Here is an 18,375-nt window from a genome sequence, read left to right as displayed (position 1 = left end):
CTACAGCGAACCAAATTTCGCTTTTCGCGAAGCTAGGTTCACCAATTGCGAAACTAGGTTCGCTATTCCATTCACAAACCACAACCAGCCATCTCCGAGCGAACTTACCTTCGCTAATTAGCGAAGCTGGTTCGTTGAAGACTCGACTACCTTAGGCTTTGGCCCCCACCCGCTCCATTCAAGCGCAGCACAAACAAGAACGGCCCCTTCCGTTTCCGAAAGGGGCCGCTCTGCATAAAACGAGCTTAAGCGATGGTGTGGGTTTTAGCCCGTTTGAAAAAGGATAAACACGCAGCGGATGCATGGCGTCTCAAGAGCTTCGTCTGATCAGCCTCGCCTTCGAAAAACCGATCGTCGCGCCAAAGCCGGCACAACGCCTCTTTAGCCGCACCATGTGCCAATACTTCGCTATCGAGCAATGCATAGCATAACCTGTAGCAGATCTCTTCCACTTCTCTCAGACGCTTGATTCGCTGCGTTTTATCCATTTCCTTCACCCCGCCTCTCTACAAATGTTTGATTGGATTCGTCTGGCTCCCTTTGTTAGACAATTACTGCATGGAAATAGTTCATTATTGCTTGAAATTAGTTCAATGAAATGATCGACGTTCTGAATTGGTCTTCTTTATACGTGGATGTGACCAGCTTGGTGCCGGTTGCGTCCCAATTCAGTGTGTCAGCCGCTTGCTCGACTAGCACCGAAGTTGTTTCCCCTGTCAACGCATCTGCTACAAAAATCCCGTTGTCTCCGCTATTTTCAGAAGTCAGGCTGTAGGCCAGCTTCGTGCCATCCGGCGACCAGCGCGTTCCGAAAATTTGCGTGCCCTTTGTAATTTTGAGCAGCGTTTTCCCCTTCTGATCCACAACCGACAGCTCTCGCACGGTCTCCGACGTCTTTTTCACCATTGCCAGCTGCTTCAGATCCGGGGAAGGGATAATCCACTCCACACCCTCGGCGATCTTTTCCGGTTTCGTTCCTTCCTCCAGTGACTGGAAGTAGAGCTCCATCCGGTCGCCTGTCACATAATAGATGCCGTCATTACCCATCGCCGCTGTGAAAATATATCCGTTCGCCTGCGCGATCGTCTTCAGATTGCCGTCCGTGTCCGCTACGATCATTTTGCCTGACAGTGTCGTGAAGAAAACATGACTGTTATCGATCCACTGTCCAGAGCTCAGATCAATCGGCTCTTTGCCGAGCATGACCGACTGCTTCGTCTCCAGGTTCAGTATACGACCAAACGCGGTAGCTTCCTCCGTCATTTTGTAGAACAGATATTTGCCGTCCGGCGACACTTCCGAGAACCCTTGATTTTCCGAGGCTGGAGCAAGCGCTTCAGCTTTCTTCGTCTGCAGGTCGTACAAGTAGATATTGTTAGGTTGAACCTTTTCCCCTTCACCCTGGATCGGCTCGACATCCTTGTTCGGACGGCTAATGATCAGCTTGCCGTCACCGATAAAATTCATGCCGCGCGCATTGTCGATCGTTGTGATGCCGCTAACCGTCAGCTTCACGTTTTTCTGCACGGGCTCGTTAATAACGGTAATCGTCTTGTCCGGTTTGTTGACCGTCTCGCGTCCCCCTGGTCCTCCAAGCTCTTTGCCGGTTCCGCTGGAGCAAGCAGTCGCCAGCATGACAAAGCAGCCAAGCACCACGGTTCCTGCTATCCATTTGCTGTTTCTTTTTCGATTTGATTTCATTATATTAAGGCCCCTCTCATCGGTATAGCTGTATCGTACACAACCGATGTTTCGTCACCGTCTCCAGTTGTTTCCGATATGTTTCAACCGTGTAAAACAATTGCATCGTCATGCCTCATTCCGAAACATTGGAAATGTAATGCGAAACACGGTTCCGCCTTTCACAGCCGGAAACAGCTCGATTGTCCCGCCCTGCGCCTCCGTCAATTGCTTCACAAGAGACAATCCCAGTCCCGTACCGCCCGACCTCCGGGCACGATCCTTGTTTACCGTGAAGAACGGCTCAAAAATTTTATCCTGCGCTTCCGCCGGAATGCCGATGCCTGTATCCTCGACCGATACGATTACCTGGCCAGCATCGCTCGCTTCTGTACGAATGACGATTCGTCCGCCCGGCAAATTATATTTGATGGCGTTGTCCAGCAGATTGACGAAAATATGAATCAGGTTCTCGCGGTCCGCCCATACAACCGACGGTTTAAGTTTTGTCTCAATCGTCAAATCGAATTTCGCAGCCTTGCCGCGCATTCGCCCCGACAGGTCGAGCAGCAGTTCATCCAGCGCAACCGCCTCCGCCTGATGTTCAAAATCATATTTCTCCAGCTCCGCCAGATGCAGCACCTTATCCACCATCTCATACAGCCGCTCTGATTCCTTGCCCATGCTGCCGATCGCTTCCTCCGTCAGCTTCGGATCGTCACGGTACATACTCAATAAATCGATATAGGCGCGAATCGCGGTTAACGGCGTTTTAAATTCATGGCTGATGTTGCCGATAAACTGCTTTTGCTGGCGCTCCAATTCCTGAAGCTTCCGAATCGCCAACTCCAGCTTTCGCTGCTCCTCTTGCATTCCCGCGATATTGGCCTCGATCGAGCCGCTCATATAGTAAATGTCATTGCCCAAATCGCCAAGCTCATCACGCCGGCGCACCGGCGGCCGCTTCAGAAAATGCCCTTCTCGAATCTCCCTTGATGCGCGGCGCAGCTTGGAAATGACGGCGGCAAGCCGGTAAAAGTAGCCGTATCCGATCAAAAAGCTGGCAACGAGCACAACTAGCCCTGCCGTGCGGAATAAATCGCGAATCTCCTTCACAAAGTGAAGATCGCCGCCCGTAGAGTAGTGCAGCCGGATGACACCCAACATGCCTTCATCACTTCGAATGGGGGCAAAATAAACAACGGAATCGCCAGCCGTCTGATAAGCAATACTCCCCTTCAACGCATAACCCAACGTATCACTATAGTCGGGCGAACCCGGCGTCGTTAGGGAGCTTCCTGTCTCCTTGCCGCTGGCGTCATAAAGCGCTGTCGGCAAGCCGCTGAGCATCGCAAGGTAAAGTGACAGCCGTTTGCCGTTTTGCGACATAAACGTCGCTGCCGGCAGCCGTTCCTCGCCGGTAACGTAATTTTGCCGGACATATTGAGCCGCCACCTGGCTCTGCTTCGCCAACACCTCTTCCATCCGCTGCTGCTGATTTTGCGTGATGCCCCGCAGCACAAGCCCGCTTAGCACAGCAACGGTCAAAATTAACAGGATGCCTAGCACTAGACTCATTTTCAGCTTAAGGCTAAATCGAAATCTCATGCCCGATCTCCCGATGCTTTATAGCCAATGCCATAAACCGTCTGGAGCAGCAACTGCTGCTGGTCGCCGAGCTTTTTGCGGAGCCGCTGGATATGGATATCGACGGTCCTCGTTCCTCCCGCATACTCCATGCCCCATACGAGCTCTAACAGCTCCTCGCGCGTGTAGACACGTTCGGGATGCCCAAGCAGCAGCACAGCGAGATCAAATTCCTTTGGCGTCAGCTCGACCAATTCACCATGCGCATGCAGCGTACGCTGCAGAACGCCGATTTTCACCCCGCCCAGCTCAATGAACGCCGCTTTCTCCGGCTCTTCCGCCGCGCTCTTCTCCACCCGCCTCGCCAGCGCCTTCACTCTCGCCGTCAGCTCGCGCAGATCAAACGGCTTGGTCATATAATCATCGGCTCCAAGCTCCAAACCAAGCACCTTATCGACGATGTCGTTTTTAACCGTTAGCAAAATGATCCCGATGCCTTTACGGTTCTCCAGCCGGCGGCAGACGTCGTAGCCATTCATCCGGGGCATCATCACGTCCAGCACGATAACATGCGGCCGGAAGGACGCTGCCTTGGCAAGCGCCTCTTCCCCGTCGTACGCTGTCTCCACGATATAACCTTCCCGCCGAAAGGCATAGGCGATTGCGTTCACAATGCTTGCCTCGTCGTCCACCACCAGCAGCCGATGCTCCACCCTAGCCACACCACGCTTTCTCTATTCATCCATTAAATAACCATATGGTTCCTATTTTAAACAAAGAATATATGCGAACCATCTCCAACTTGTTTCCAACTTGTAAACAAATCGCCTCTTATGTATAGCGCCCAGCCTTGAGCATTCTCTGCGGTAAGCAAGATCATGTGTTTAGAATGCTCTATTTTAGGATAATACCAAGTACAAAACTTAAATTTGGATAAGGAGGCTCTTCCACATGTCTAATGAATTTCGTGAACTCAACCATACAGCCGCAGACTCTAGCCTTTCCGCCCCAAAAAGACTGCAAGGGACAACGGCACTTATCACCGGCGCAGCCTCTGGGATCGGCCGGGCAACCGCGATTCGTTTCGCACAGGAAGGAGCCGATTTGGTGCTTCTCGACCTGCAGAGCGACGCGCTTGCCGGTGTAAATGCGCTTGCTGAGCATTATGGTGTGCGCTGCCTGCCTATTGAAACCGATATTTCCTGCAAGGAACAAGTCTCTACCGCGTTCGAACAAGCGCATGAGGCCTTTGGCCGATTGGACAGCGTCTTCGCCAATGCCGGCATCAACGGCGTTATTACGCCTATCGAGCATATGGAACTGACCGACTGGAGCCAGACAATTGGTACGAATCTGACCGGTACTTTCCTCACCGTTAAATATGCGATTCCGCTGATGAAAGAAAAGGGCGGCAGTATGATCATCACAAGCTCTATTAACGGAAACCGTGTATTTTCCAACATCGGCTTCAGCGCATACAGCAGCTCCAAAGCAGCGGAGACGGCTTTCGCCCAGATGGCCGCGCTGGAGCTCGCAGACTACCGCATCCGCGTCAATGCGATTTGTCCCGGTGCAATTGATACGAATATCGGCCAAAGTACGGAAAAGACGCCGGAGCTTGAGGAGGTCACCATACCGGTGGAATACCCGGAGGGCAATCATCCGCTTGAAAAAGCGCCGGGCAGTCCAGTGCAGGTGGCGAATCTCGCTCTTTTCCTAGCATCCGATGAATCGAGTCATATTACCGGGACAACCGTCTATATCGACGGAGCGGAGTCACTGCTGCGCGGATAAAATAAAAATAACCTCAAGATGTCAGTCGCAACCGACTCCTTGAGGTTATTTCCCATTCTATTTGAATTACTGGCTGCGCTCCGCGTATTCCGTTACCCAAGCGGCAGCATCGGCAAGGTTTTGCTCTGCGCGTTCAATCGCGCCTTGTACCTGCACCTTCGCCGTTCCGCCGTATACGTTGCGGGCATCAACGACTTGCTCCGGCTGGAGAACCGCATAAATGCGGTCATCGAACAACGTCGAGAATTGTTTGAACTCTTCCAGCGTAAGATCGAGCAGGTATTTGTTTTGCTCGATGCAATAAAGCACCGTCTTACCGATAACTTCATGCGCTTGACGGAAAGGAAGCCCTTTGCCAACGAGGAAGTCTGCAATATCCGTCGCATTGGAGAAGTCTTGGTTGACCGCTTGGCGCATCCGGTCCTTGTTGACCTTCATCGTTGCGATCATCGGTGTGAACAGCTGCAATGCACCCTGCATCGTTTTTACCGTATCGAACATGCCTTCTTTGTCTTCCTGCATGTCCTTGTTGTAGGCAAGCGGAAGCGACTTCAGCACCGTCAGCAAGCCAACGAGGTTGCCGTAGACACGGCCTGTTTTGCCGCGAACGAGCTCCGGCACGTCCGGATTTTTCTTTTGCGGCATAATGCTGCTGCCTGTGCAGAAGGCATCGTCCAGCTCGACGAAGCGGAATTCTGTGCTCGACCACAAGATAAGCTCTTCGCTAAGACGCGACAGATGCATCATGATGATCGAAGCGTGGGACAGGAATTCCAGAATGAAATCGCGGTCGCTGACTGCATCCAGGCTGTTCTCGTACACGCGGTCGAATTTCAGCTGGCTGGCTACAAAATGGCGATCGATCGGGAACGTCGTTCCCGCCAATGCACCCGCTCCGAGCGGCAATACATTGATCCGCTTGTAGCTGTCCTGCAGACGCTCCAAGTCACGGCCGAACATCGATACGTAAGCCATCAGATGATGAGCGAACAGGATCGGCTGCGCCCGCTGCAAATGCGTATAGCCTGGAACAATTGTATCGATATTGGCTTTCGCCTGCTCAATAAGCGCCGCTTGCAGCTTTTGCAGCAGGTCAACAAACTCGACGACGCGCTTGCGCAAATACAAATGCATATCGGTCGCTACCTGATCGTTGCGGCTCCGGCCTGTATGCAGCTTGCCGCCAACCGGACCTACGTCGTCAATCAGCGTTTTCTCAATATTCATATGAATATCTTCGTCGGAGATGGAGAATTCCAGATCGCCGCGCTTGATCTTCTGCAGCACGCGGTGAAGGCCGTCTTTAATCGTCTCTACGTCATCAGCAGGCAGGATGCCTTGTTTGCCCAGCATTGTGACATGTGCCAGACTGCCTTGAATGTCCTCTTCGGCCAATTCTTTGTCAAACGTAATCGATGCCGTATATTCCTCTACTAATTGGTCGGTCTTTTTCGTGAACCGTCCGCCCCATAGTTTGCTCACTGGCTCGTACACTCCCTTACGGATGCAAGCGTGCGGATAGGCCGCTGTCTCCGCGCAAAGCGAACATACAGCGACCTATCCCAATTTGATCCGGATTATTATTTATTGTTTTGCTGTACGCCGGAAGATACTTTCAGACGCAAAGCGTTCAGACGGATAAAGCCGGTTGCATCGCCTTGATCGTAAGCTTGCGAAGGATCAGCTTCCATTGTAGCGATGTCCGGGTTGTACAGACTCACAGGGCTCTTCACGCCTGCGCCGATGACGTTGCCTTTGTACAGCTTCAAGCGAACGACGCCTGTAACGTTCTTCTGCGATTCCGATACGAGCGCTTGCAGTGCAATACGCTCAGGTGCGAACCAGAAGCCGTTGTATACGAGCTGGCTGTATTTCGCCAGCAGCGAATCACGCAGGTTCATTACTTCACGGTCCATCGTAAGGGACTCCATTTTGCGATGTGCGGAGAACAAAATCGTACCGCCCGGCGTTTCATATACGCCGCGGCTCTTCATGCCGACAAAACGGTTCTCGACCATATCAACACGGCCGATGCCATGCTTGCCGCCCAGTTCGTTCAGCTTATCCATAACGCCAAGCGGGCTAAGCTGCTCGCCGTTCACCGCCGTACAATTGCCGGCTTCAAACGTAAGCTCTACATATTCTGCTTGGTCAGGAGCGCGCTCAGGCGAAACACTCAGCACGTACATGCTTTCGTTCTCTTCGGAGCTTGGGTCGAACCAAGGATCTTCCAGCATGCCGCTCTCGAAGCTGATGTGCAGCAGGTTGCGGTCTGTGGAATATGGCTTAGCAGCCGAAGCCGTTACCGGAATACCGTGTTGTTCCGCGTAAGCGATCATTTCCGCACGTCCAGGGAATTGGTCGCGGAACGCTTCTTCACGCCAAGGAGCGATAACTTTAATGTCCGGGGCCAGTGCAGCTGCATTCAGCTCAAAACGGACTTGGTCATTGCCTTTGCCCGTTGCGCCGTGTGCGATTGCCGTAGCGCCTTCTGCACGAGCGATCTCGACCATGCGTTTCGCGATCAGCGGACGAGCGATCGATGTACCGAGCAGATATTGTCCTTCATATAGAGCGCCCGATTGGAACATCGGATAGATGAAATCGCTAGCGAACTCATCGCGCAAATCGTCGATATATACTTTCGAAGCGCCTGTTGCCAGCGCTTTTGCTTCCAGACCGTCCAATTCTTCCTTTTGGCCGATATCAGCCGTGAATGCGATAATTTCCGCATCATACGTCTCTTTCAACCATTTCAAGATAACGGACGTATCCAGTCCGCCGGAATAGGCTAATACGATTTTTTCTTTTGCCATGAGCTTGGTTGCACCCCTTAATTGTAATATAAAACTGGATTACATAATTGCTGCCATGATCGCTTTTTGCGCATGCAGACGGTTCTCCGCCTGGTCAAATATAATGGAATGCTTGCCGTCGATAACGCCCTCGCTCACTTCTTCGCCGCGATGCGCCGGGAGGCAGTGCATGAACATATAATCTTTGTTCGCATATTTCATCAGCTCTTCATTCACTTGGTAGTTAGCAAAAGCAAGCTCGCGCTCTTTTTGCTCCGCTTCTTGCCCCATGCTTGCCCATACGTCGGAGTAGATGATATCGGCATCCGCAACGGCTTCCTTCGGATCACGGCAGATGTGAATCGTCGCGCCCGTCTCGGCAGCATGCTCCTTCGATTGCTGAATCATGTCCGCATCCGGCTCATAGCCTTCCGGCGTCGCCACCGAAATGTTAACGCCAAGCTTAGCCGCGCCCATCATAAGCGAATGAACGACGTTGTTGCCGTCACCGACATAAGCAACCTTCAGCCCTTCCAGCTTGCCCTTGTGCTCCAGAATCGTCTGGTAGTCGGCAAGCGCCTGACAAGGGTGAGAAAGGTCGGTCAGACCGTTAATAACCGGAACCGTCGCGCCGCGGGCCAGCTCGACCACATTGCGGTGAGCGAACGTACGGATCATAATGCCGTCCAGATAACGGGACAGCACTTGCGCGGTATCCAGAATCGGCTCGCCGCGTCCGATTTGCAGATCATTGCCGCTTAGGAACAACCCTTGGCCGCCCAGCTGATAAATGCCAACCTCAAACGATACACGCGTGCGTGTAGACGATTTTTCAAAAATCATGCCCAGCGTTTTGCCTTTCAGCAAATGATGCGTCTCGCCTGCTTTTTGCTTCCGCTTCAAATCGATCGCCAGATCGATCAGGTAACGAATTTCTTGCGGCGTGTAGTCAACCAGCATAAGAAAGTCGCGACCTTTCAAGCTCAAAGCCAGTTCTTCCTGCACTACATCTTGCATTGAAGTTCCTCCTCGGCGAATGCGGCAGCCCGGCAGCGTCTCATCGCTCTATTGATCCGATGCGATGATGCCCCGGAGCCGCCCACTCCCTTTATTCTTCTATGTGCAATTGCTTTAATCTAACGGTGGTAACCGGCCAGCAGCTCTGTCAAAATCGCCACCGCCGCATCGATCTCTTCGTTCGTGACCAGCAAATTCGGCAGCAGACGGATGACGTTTGGTCCCGCTGTAATGACGAGCAAGCCTTGTTCCTGTGCCGCTGTAATAATCGAAGCTACCGGCTCTGCGCACTCAATGCCAACGATAAGCCCGAGGCCGCGCACTTCCTTCACAAACGAGTTGCCCGCCAGTTTGGAGCGAAGCTCGCTGATCAGGTACTCGCCCGCTTCCGCTGCACGCTGTGGCAGCTTCTCGCCTACGATTTCTTCGATCGTCGCTTTGACGACGGCCGTCGCAATCGGTGTACCGCCAAACGTCGAACCGTGGCTGCCAGGTCCAAACGCTTCACGCAGCTTTTCCTTCGCAACTGCTGCCCCAACCGGGAAGCCGCTGCCAAGTCCTTTTGCCAGTGTGAAAATGTCCGGCTCGATACCGTAATGCTCATAAGCGAACAGCTTGCCGGTACGTCCCATCCCCGTCTGAATCTCATCGACGATGAGCAGAATGCTATTTTTCTCGCAAAGCTGTGCCAATTCTTTCACAAACTGTGGATCAGCAAGCAGAATACCGCCTTCTGCCTGAATCATTTCCAGCATGATTGCTGCGGTTTTGTCAGAGATTGCTGCCTCAACTGCGCCGATGTCGTTGATCGGTATATACTTGAAGCCTTCCGGCAATGGAGCAAAGCCTTCCTTCACCTTCTCCTGACCGGTAGCGGTCAGTGTCGCCAGCGTCCGTCCGTGAAAGGACTGCTCGAACGTAATGATTTCGTAACGTCCATTGTTCAGCACCTTCTGGTTGTAACGGCGGGCCAGCTTGAATGCTGCCTCATTCGCTTCGGCTCCGGAATTGCTGAAAAATACTGCGTCGCCGCAGCTGTTCTCCGTGATAAGCCGCGCCGCATCCTCTTGATTCGGAATGCGGAACAAATTCGATACATGCCACAGCTCGTCAAGCTGCTTCACCAATGCTTCCTTTACTTTGCGGGGAGCATGACCCAGATTGGTCACGGCAATGCCGCTCATAAAGTCGAGGTAGCGCTTGCCCTGATCATCCCACAGGTAGCTTCCTTCCCCTTTAACCAGCGCGATCGGAAATCTGCCGTATGTAGGCAGCAACGATTGACCGGCGTCAACCGCCGCCGTATTCGTATCGCTCATTAATGATACCCGCCCTTCTATCGTTTCTTACGTGCTCTTCACCATCTATCGAATAATTCGCGTACCGACGCCGCCTTCTCGCACGGCTTGCGTTAGTACGCCAGGCTGTTCACCGCTCACAATGACTACCTCTTGCACACGTCCTTGGATGCACTGTACGGCAGCGCGTACTTTCGGGATCATGCCGCCGTAGATCTCGCCGCTTTCAATCATCGCCTCGATCTCTTCAACCGTCACCGACGGGAGAACAACCTTCTCGCCATCAACCGTCTTCATAATGCCCGGCACATCCGTCACAACAATCATTTGCTCCACACCCAGATGGGAAGCGACCGCTCCCGCTGCTGTATCCGCATTGATGTTGTAGCGCTGGCCGTTACCATCGATGCCAATTGGCGCGATAACCGGCATATAGCCCATCGCCATAATGCCTTCGATAACAGCCGCATTCACGTCCGTTACATCGCCTACAAATCCGATCTCATCGGCATTCGCCACGGGCTTTGCTTGAATTAGCAAACCGTCGACGCCGGACAAACCAAGCGCCTGCGCTCCGTTCGATTGGATTTTGCGGACGATTTCTTTATTAATCCGGCCGGCAAGCACCATTTCCACGACGTCAAGCACCGCTTCATTCGTTTTGCGCAGGCCGTTAACGAAGCCCGTCTCAATGCCAAGCTTGGTCAAAGTCTCCGAAATCGCCGGACCGCCGCCATGTACGATGACGGGATGTACGCCGGACTGCTGCAGCTCGCGAAGCTCGCCAAAGAAAGAATCGGGCAGCGCCGCCAGCGTGCTTCCGCCGCATTTCATTACAAATCGTTGTGCCATGTTGAATCGTTCCCCTTTACCCGCATTCCGTTACGTGCGGTAAGCCGCGTTAATGCGTACATAGTCATAGGTCAGATCGCAGCCCCATGCCGTAGCGGAGCCGTTCTCCAAGTGCAGATCTACTTTAATCAGAACGGTATCGCCCTTCAAGTATTCAAGCGCTACGTCTTCGTCGAAAGCGACAGGGCGCGACTGCTCCAGTGTCAGTATGCTTCCGAGACTCACGTCTACCGTCTCCGGATTAACAGGCTCGCCTGCACGGCCAGCAGCGGCTATGATCCGTCCCCAGTTCGCATCCGCACCAAATACGGCAGATTTGACGAGCGACGATCCGATGATCGTCTTCGCTATTGCACGTGCCGATTCATCACTGACTGCGCCATTCACTTGAACCTCAACCAGCTTCGTTGCACCTTCGCCGTCACGGGCGATCGCTTTCGCCAGCACTTCGCATACATAACGAACTGCAGCCGCGAAATCGGTCCAGCCTTGGTGCTCCGGTGTAAGCTCTGTATGCCCCGCAAGACCGCTCGCCATTGCAACGAGCATATCATTGGTGCTCGTATCGCCGTCCACCGTAATCATATTAAAGGTCAGATCCGTCACTCCGCGCAGCAGCTGGTGCAGCGGTTCGCTGTCAATCACTGCATCTGTGGTCACGAAGCCAAGCATCGTAGCCATATTCGGATGAATCATACCAGAGCCTTTGGAAGCGCCAGCGACATGAACAAGTTTGCCGTCGATTTCAACCGATACGCAAACCATCTTTTGAACCAAATCGGTCGTAAGAATCGCTTGGCAGAAATCATCCGATCCTGTGCGGTCCGCTGCCAGCTTAGCAGGCAATGCGTCGATACCGCCGCGAACCTTGTCCATCTTGAGCAGCTCGCCAATAACGCCGGTCGAAGCTACTGCGACCTGATCGGCTTCCACGCCGATCTGCTCGGCAAAGCGCGAACGCATTTCGTAGGCGTCCGCTTCCCCTTGCTTGCCGGTCACAGCATTGGCGTTGCCGCTGTTCACCAGAACGGCGCGCAGCTTTCCGTCCGAACCGATACTCTCTCGCGTCACCTTAAGCGGTGCCGCCTGGAATACGTTCGTCGTATAGACGCCAGCCGCCGCGGCCGGCACCTCACAGACGATCGCTCCAAGATCATGCCGGGTTGATTTTTTCAAACCGCAATGCAGTCCGCCAGCCGTAAAGCCTTTAGGTGTCGTAATCGAGCCTTCCGCCACGACCTTGAACGTCGCGGCTGTCGCATTTGAACCTTGCTCCAGTCCCATGATTGAATCGTATCTCCTTCATCCATTTCAAATATGCTGCACGTTGCTAATTTTGTTTATGGATATACCGGCACGAATTGCAAACCAAGCGTCTCGTCCCAGCCCATCATTAAATTCAAGTTTTGAATCGCTTGGCCAGCAGCCCCTTTAACAAGGTTGTCGATGACCGAAATGACGGTTACCCGTCCTGTGCGCTCATCCACTGCAAAACCGATATCGCAATAGTTGGAGCCCCACACTTCCTTCGTCATCGGCCATTTGCCTTCGCCGCGTACCCGAACGAACGGACGGCCTTCATAATAGCTGCGGTATAAGTCGATGAAATCAGCCGCTTTGCGGCCGCCTTGCACCGTCGCATACATCGTCGACATAATGCCCCGCGTCATCGGTACGAGATGCGTTGTGAAGGTCGTTACAACCTCACGTCCTGCCGCGTCGGAGAGTACCATTTCGATTTCTGGAATATGCTGATGCTTGTTCAGCTTATAAGCTTTGAAGTTTTCATTGAGCTCGGAATAGTGCGTGCCAAGACTCGCGCCGCGTCCCGCTCCGGAGACACCTGATTTGGCGTCAATGATAATGGAGGACGGATCAATCCAGCCCGCTTGCAAAGCCGGCACCAGACCGAGTACAGTCGCTGTTACATAACAGCCCGGATTGGAAATAAACGATGCGCCGCGCACCTTATCGCCGTATACCTCAGACATGCCGTAAACCGCCTGCTCCAAATACGCTTTGTCAGCGGGTTCCTTCTTATACCATTCTTCATATAAAGCCGTATCCTGCAGGCGGAAATCGCCCGACAGGTCAATCACCTTAAGACCTGCATCCAGCAATTGCGGAGCCAGCTTCGATGCAATTCCCGCAGGCGTCGCTGTGAATACGACATCTGCTTTTTCCCGGATTTCTTGCGGATTCACGTCATCCAGCAGTTCCGTCCGGATGTTCGTCAAATGAGGGTAGCCTTCCGTAATTGGCGTGCCCGCACTGGAGGAGGAAATCACTGATGTGACTTCAACCAAGGGGTGGGATGCCAATAGACGGATCAATTCAACGCCGCCGTAACCCGTAGAGCCTACGATGGCCGCTCTTAATTTATTGGTCATGATTCTTCTCTCCCTATGAGATCTATCATTATATTTTACATGATTCAATAGCCCATGGAAATAACGTCTTGTTTCGTATTATTATACAGTCGTATTCATAATAATACAACGCAAAAATAACCCGGTGGCAGACGTTTCCTTACTCCAATTTAAACCCTTGTCCAACCACTTCCGCCGTGTCGCTAATGATAACAAAAGCATCCGGGTCAATAGCCTTAACAAGCTGTTTCAGCTTCGCCACCTCGGTTTGCCCGACGACTACCATCAGCACTGTCCGGCCTTCCCCCGTATAGCCTCCACGGGCATCCAGCTTTGTCAGTCCACGATCCAAATCATGCAAGACCGCTTCCGCCAGCTCCTCCGTATGCTCGCTAATAATAAAGGCTACCTTCGAAACCGATAAGCCGCTCTGTACGATATCAATCGTCTTGCTGGTGACGAATAAGCCGATAAGCGCATAAAGCGCCACCTCCGGCGATATGATGATGCCGGCAGCTACGATGACACAACCATCAAAACAGGCAACCGCTAGACCCAGCGGCAAGCCTGTATACCGATGTAGAATTTGGGCTGCAAGCGCCAATCCCCCGGTCGAGCCGCGGCCGCGGAATACGAGGCCAAGTCCCAGACCTACACCGATACCGCCGTAGATCGCAGCAAGCAGCGCATTATGGGTTGGCGGCTGCCAATGGGAGCTCATCAGGACGAACAAGGGCAGCAAAGCAGAGCCAATTAACGTATTCAGCGCAAACTTGCGCCCGATCAGCCACCAGCCTGCGAAAAACAACGGAATATTGAGCGCCCATTGCGAAATGGCCGGCGTGATGCCGGTCAACCGCTGCACCAGAATCGAGACGCCGGAGACGCCGCCCGATGCGATTCCGTTAGGCAGTAGGAACAGGTTGAAGCTAATCGCAACGATCAACGAGCCCAATATGACTTGAATGACGCCCCACGCCGCCTGTTGTTTTTGGCCCATCGGCTGCTTGTGCCGTTTCCGCTGCTTTTGCCGGACGGCGCTTTCGGTTGCAATAGCCACTTCGTTCATATCCCCTTTCAAGTTCTGCTGTACCTGTGTTTCCTATGTATGACGCAAAAAAAGAAGAGCTCCTCCAATCAGTATCGGAACTCTTCTTATAGCCTATGCGCTATCCGTGCATATAAGCGGCTATTCCTTGCGAATTTGATGGCGCAAATAACCGTCGATAAAGGCGTTAATGTCGCCGTCCATTACAGCGCCGACATTGCCGGTCTCCACATCCGTGCGATGATCTTTGACCATGCTGTACGGATGGAATACATAAGAACGGATCTGGCTGCCCCAGGCGATGTCGGACTGCTCGCCGCGAATCTCAGCCAGATGCTGCCGCTGCTCCTCGATTTTACGCTCATAAAGCTTTGAACGAAGCATGTTCATCGCACGTTCACGGTTCTGAATCTGCGAGCGCTCCTGCTGGCAGGCAACGACGATGCCGGAAGGAATATGCGTAATCCGGATGGCCGACTCCGTCTTATTGACGTGCTGTCCGCCGGCTCCGCTCGCGCGGTACGTATCGACCTTTAAATCCTCGCTGCGAATTTCAATGTCGATATCATCCGTAATCTCCGGTACAACATCGCAAGAAACGAAAGACGTATGGCGACGGCCTGACGAGTCAAATGGCGAAATCCGCACTAACCGGTGAACGCCCTTCTCCGCCTTCAAATACCCGTATGCATTATAGCCCTTCACCGCTATCGTTACGCTCTTGATGCCCGCTTCATCGCCGTCCTGATAATCCAGCACCTCAACCTTGAAGCCGCGCTTCTCGGCCCAACGCGTGTACATCCGGTAAAGCATTTGGCCCCAGTCCTGAGACTCCGTACCGCCTGCGCCGGGATGCAGCTCGAGGATGGCATTCAGCTTGTCATATGGCTGATTCAGCAGCAACTGCAACTGGAAGTCGTTGACCTTCGCTACCAATGCCGCAGTGCCCTCAACGATGTCGGCTTCGATCGACTCATCGTCCTCATCCTCAGCCAGCTCCAGCATCGTTTGCAAATCTTCCTGGTCGCTGTTTAGACGCTCGTATTGCTCGACGACCGACTTGACGGCGTTCAGCTCGGAGATCAAGCTTTGCGCTTTTTCATTATCGTCCCAGAAGTCGGGAACGGTCATTTTCTCTTCATAGTTGGCGATCATCTCTTGCTTAAGATCTAAGTCAAAGAGACCCCCTAAGTTCTTGGAGACGCTTCGCTGTTTCACGCAAATCCTGTTTTACCGTTATATCGATCATAGCGTTTGCTCACCTCAATTTAAGTTTGAACCGCATAAACGCGCCGTCCCTTGCGCGAGAGTGGACGAACCACGCCTCACGCGACAGGGACTGACGCGTCCGTTCTTTTTTACCGTATGCGCCTGAACGGTATTCCGTTCTTTATCGGCTTCTTACTTCTCAACGCCGTGGCATTGCTTATATTTCTTGCCGCTGCCGCAAGGACAAGGATCATTCCGGCCTACGCGGTCATTGCGTTTCACCGGACGCTTCTCCTGGCTTTCGCCCGGGCTGTTCGTCGACGTCTGGCCCTGTGCCACCTCTTGGCGCTCCAGGTTGCTCTCAACGCGAGCCTTCATAATATATTTCGCGACTTCTTCTTGAATATGCTCAATCATTTCCTTGAACATCTCGAAGCCTTCGAATTGATATTCACGAAGCGGATCAGTACCGCCGTAAGCACGAAGGTGGATGCCCTGACGCAATTGGTCCATCGCGTCGATATGATCCATCCATTTGCTGTCTACAGCGCGGAGCACGACAACCTTCTCGAACTCACGCATTGTCTCTTCACCAAGCTCTTCTTCACGCTGGTCATAATAAGCAATGACCTTGTTGTAGATAAGCTCGTTGATTTCTTCCTTCTCTTTGCCCCACAAATCGTCTCTCGTAAGCGAATCATCCGGCAGCAGTGTCGCGTGGACGTAATCCACAATCGCTTGCAGATCCCACTCTTCGGGGATATCCTCGGATGTATGTGCATCGACGATCCGGTCGATAACAGGCGTGATCATATCCAGGACAGCTTGACGGATATTCTCGGAGCTCATTACGTCGCGGCGCTGTTTGTAAATAACTTCACGCTGCTGGTTCATGACATCGTCATATTGCAAGACGACTTTACGGGTATCAAAGTTGTTGCCCTCTACCCGTTTTTGCGCGGATTCCACTGCACGGGAGATCATACGGCTTTCGATAGGCTGATCGTCTTCAAGACCGAGACGCTCCATCATGCCCATAATGTTCTCAGAGCCGAAACGACGCATCAGCTCGTCCTCAAGCGACAGATAGAACTGCGAGGAGCCCGGGTCGCCCTGACGTCCCGCACGACCACGAAGCTGGTTGTCGATCCGGCGGCTCTCATGCCGTTCCGTACCGATAATATGAAGTCCACCAAGGTCGGCTACACCATCGCCCAGCAAAATGTCGGTACCACGGCCCGCCATGTTCGTTGCGATTGTCACCGCGCCAGCTTGTCCTGCACGGGAGATAATCTCCGCTTCCTCGGCATGGAACTTCGCATTCAACACTTTATGTCCAACGCCGCGGCGTTTCAGCATTTCTGCCAGCTTCTCGGAGTTTTCAATGGAGATCGTACCAACGAGAACCGGCTGATTCTTGCTGTGACGTTCCACGATTTCTTCGACAACAGCCTTGAACTTGCCAAGCTCGTTTTTGTAGACGACATCTGCCAAGTCAGTACGGATCATCGAACGGTTCGTTGGCACTTGAATAACATCAAGGCCGTAAATCCGCTTGAACTCTTCTTCCTCCGTCTTCGCCGTACCGGTCATGCCCGCCAGCTTGCGGTACATCCGGAAGTAGTTCTGGAACGTAATCGTCGCCAGCGTCATGCTCTCGTTCTGTACCTTCAGCTGCTCTTTCGCCTCAATCGCTTGATGCAGACCATCGCTGTAGCGGCGGCCCGACATGAGACGGCCGGTGAATTCGTCGACGATAACGACTTCTTCTTCCTGCACGACATAATCGACGTCGCGTTTCATAATGACATGCGCCTTCAGCGCTTGTTGGATATGGTGATTGAGCAGGACATTGGCATGATCAAATAAGTTCTCGATATGGAACGCTTTCTCTGCCTTTTCCACGCCCGATTCCGTCAGCATAACAGTACGAAGCTTCACGTCGATCGTGAAGTCCTCTTCCGCTTTCAGACGGGTAATGAAACGATCCGCTGCAAAATACATCTCTGTCGACTTAGCGGCTTGTCCCGAAATAATAAGCGGAGTCCGCGCCTCGTCGACAAGGATGGAATCCACTTCATCTATAATCGCAAAATAGAGCGGACGTTGAACCATCTGCTCTTTGTACAACACCATGTTGTCACGCAAATAGTCAAAGCCAAACTCATTGTTCGTTCCGTACGTAATATCGCAAGCATAAGCTTCCTGTTTCTCTTCATGCGACAAGCCGTGCATGTTGCAGCCGACCGTCAAGCCAAGGAAGTTGTACAGCTGGCCCATAATCTGGCTATCCCGCGATGCCAAGTAATCATTGACCGTAATGACATGAACACCTTTGCCCAGCAAAGCGTTCAAGTAGACAGGAAGGGTAGCTACGAGCGTTTTACCTTCACCGGTTCTCATCTCGGCGATTTTGCCCTCATGCAGCACCATGCCGCCCATCAATTGCACATCGAAGTGGCGCATGCCAAGCGTACGCTTGGATGCTTCGCGTACGACCGCGAATGCCTCGGGCATAATTTGCTCCAGTGTATCGCCTTTTTCAAGACGTGCTTTGAATTCCTCGGTTTTATTGCGGAGCGCCTCATCCGACAAGCCGGAAATCCGGGACTCCAAACCGTTAACTTCCTCTACGGTCCGCGTGAGACGCTTGACCTCGCGCTCGTTTGCGTCACCAAATATTTTTTTCACTAGTCCGAGCATGGTCTTCCCCTTTCGTATTACGC

At 52.8% G+C, this 18,375-nt stretch carries 15 protein-coding genes; 1 reads left to right on the top strand and 14 read right to left on the bottom strand.

Annotation, left to right across the window (positions count from 1 at the left end):
- Nucleotides 1-245: 245 nt before the first annotated feature.
- The 4 genes from IEX98_RS24065 to IEX98_RS24050 form a co-directional block, all read right to left on the bottom strand.
- Entirely contained in the window at nucleotides 246-488 is a 243-nt protein-coding gene (locus IEX98_RS24065) for a hypothetical protein (RefSeq protein WP_188892239.1), read from the bottom strand.
- A gap of 97 nt (nucleotides 489-585) precedes the next feature.
- A complete protein-coding gene (locus IEX98_RS24060; protein WP_188892238.1) occupies nucleotides 586-1,701 on the bottom strand; it encodes a PD40 domain-containing protein in 1,116 nt (371 codons plus the stop codon).
- A gap of 108 nt (nucleotides 1,702-1,809) precedes the next feature.
- Nucleotides 1,810-3,288 (bottom strand): sensor histidine kinase, encoded by a 1,479-nt coding sequence (locus tag IEX98_RS24055; RefSeq protein WP_188892237.1) that lies wholly within the window; start codon nucleotides 3,286-3,288, stop codon nucleotides 1,810-1,812.
- Complete coding sequence (locus IEX98_RS24050; protein WP_188892268.1) at nucleotides 3,285-3,980, bottom strand: response regulator transcription factor; 696 nt, start codon at nucleotides 3,978-3,980, stop codon at nucleotides 3,285-3,287. The genes IEX98_RS24055 and IEX98_RS24050 overlap by 4 nt, the downstream gene beginning before the upstream one ends.
- Before the next feature lie 238 nt (nucleotides 3,981-4,218).
- Between IEX98_RS24050 and IEX98_RS24045 the strand changes: the two genes are divergently transcribed.
- Nucleotides 4,219-5,061: an SDR family oxidoreductase gene (locus IEX98_RS24045; RefSeq protein ID WP_188892236.1), complete on the top strand. Its 843-nt coding sequence runs from the start codon at nucleotides 4,219-4,221 to the stop codon at nucleotides 5,059-5,061.
- Nucleotides 5,062-5,127: 66 nt separating this feature from the next.
- Here the strand turns inward: IEX98_RS24045 and argH are convergent, their stop codons facing one another.
- The 10 genes from argH to secA all read right to left on the bottom strand — a co-directional run bounded on the left by argH (nucleotide 5,128) and on the right by secA (nucleotide 18,352).
- On the bottom strand, nucleotides 5,128-6,543 hold the full coding sequence (gene argH, locus IEX98_RS24040; RefSeq protein ID WP_188892235.1) for an argininosuccinate lyase: 1,416 nt from the start codon (nucleotides 6,541-6,543) through the stop codon (nucleotides 5,128-5,130).
- Nucleotides 6,544-6,641: 98 nt separating this feature from the next.
- Nucleotides 6,642-7,877, bottom strand: a complete 1,236-nt coding sequence (locus IEX98_RS24035; protein ID WP_042169991.1) for an argininosuccinate synthase — start codon at nucleotides 7,875-7,877, stop codon at nucleotides 6,642-6,644.
- A gap of 39 nt (nucleotides 7,878-7,916) precedes the next feature.
- Nucleotides 7,917-8,873 (bottom strand): ornithine carbamoyltransferase, encoded by a 957-nt coding sequence (gene argF, locus IEX98_RS24030; RefSeq protein WP_188892234.1) that lies wholly within the window; start codon nucleotides 8,871-8,873, stop codon nucleotides 7,917-7,919.
- A gap of 119 nt (nucleotides 8,874-8,992) precedes the next feature.
- Nucleotides 8,993-10,192: an acetylornithine transaminase gene (locus tag IEX98_RS24025; protein WP_188892233.1), complete on the bottom strand. Its 1,200-nt coding sequence runs from the start codon at nucleotides 10,190-10,192 to the stop codon at nucleotides 8,993-8,995.
- A 45-nt stretch (nucleotides 10,193-10,237) separates the two neighbouring features.
- Entirely contained in the window at nucleotides 10,238-11,023 is a 786-nt protein-coding gene (gene argB / locus IEX98_RS24020; protein WP_188892232.1) for an acetylglutamate kinase, read from the bottom strand.
- Between the two features lie 30 nt (nucleotides 11,024-11,053).
- Nucleotides 11,054-12,307, bottom strand: coding sequence for a bifunctional ornithine acetyltransferase/N-acetylglutamate synthase (gene argJ, locus IEX98_RS24015; protein WP_188892231.1), 1,254 nt, complete (start codon nucleotides 12,305-12,307; stop codon nucleotides 11,054-11,056).
- A 56-nt stretch (nucleotides 12,308-12,363) separates the two neighbouring features.
- Entirely contained in the window at nucleotides 12,364-13,413 is a 1,050-nt protein-coding gene (argC, locus tag IEX98_RS24010) for an N-acetyl-gamma-glutamyl-phosphate reductase (protein ID WP_188892230.1), read from the bottom strand.
- Nucleotides 13,414-13,552: 139 nt separating this feature from the next.
- Nucleotides 13,553-14,392: a YitT family protein gene (locus tag IEX98_RS24005; RefSeq protein WP_229692367.1), complete on the bottom strand. Its 840-nt coding sequence runs from the start codon at nucleotides 14,390-14,392 to the stop codon at nucleotides 13,553-13,555.
- A gap of 189 nt (nucleotides 14,393-14,581) precedes the next feature.
- Nucleotides 14,582-15,689 (bottom strand): peptide chain release factor 2 gene (gene prfB, locus IEX98_RS24000; RefSeq protein ID WP_188892229.1). Its coding sequence is split into 2 segments (ribosomal slippage): nucleotides 14,582-15,616 and nucleotides 15,618-15,689, totalling 1,107 coding nucleotides; the frame shifts between segments, so codons are not numbered across the junction.
- A 152-nt stretch (nucleotides 15,690-15,841) separates the two neighbouring features.
- Nucleotides 15,842-18,352 (bottom strand): preprotein translocase subunit SecA, encoded by a 2,511-nt coding sequence (gene secA, locus IEX98_RS23995; RefSeq protein ID WP_188892228.1) that lies wholly within the window; start codon nucleotides 18,350-18,352, stop codon nucleotides 15,842-15,844.
- Nucleotides 18,353-18,375 lie beyond the last annotated feature (23 nt).

It is taken from the genome of Paenibacillus radicis (ex Gao et al. 2016), from assembly GCF_014641555.1.
Taxonomy (GTDB): Bacteria; Bacillota; Bacilli; order Paenibacillales; family Paenibacillaceae; genus Pristimantibacillus; species Pristimantibacillus radicis.
This window is presented reverse-complemented; position numbering and strand designations above follow the sequence as displayed.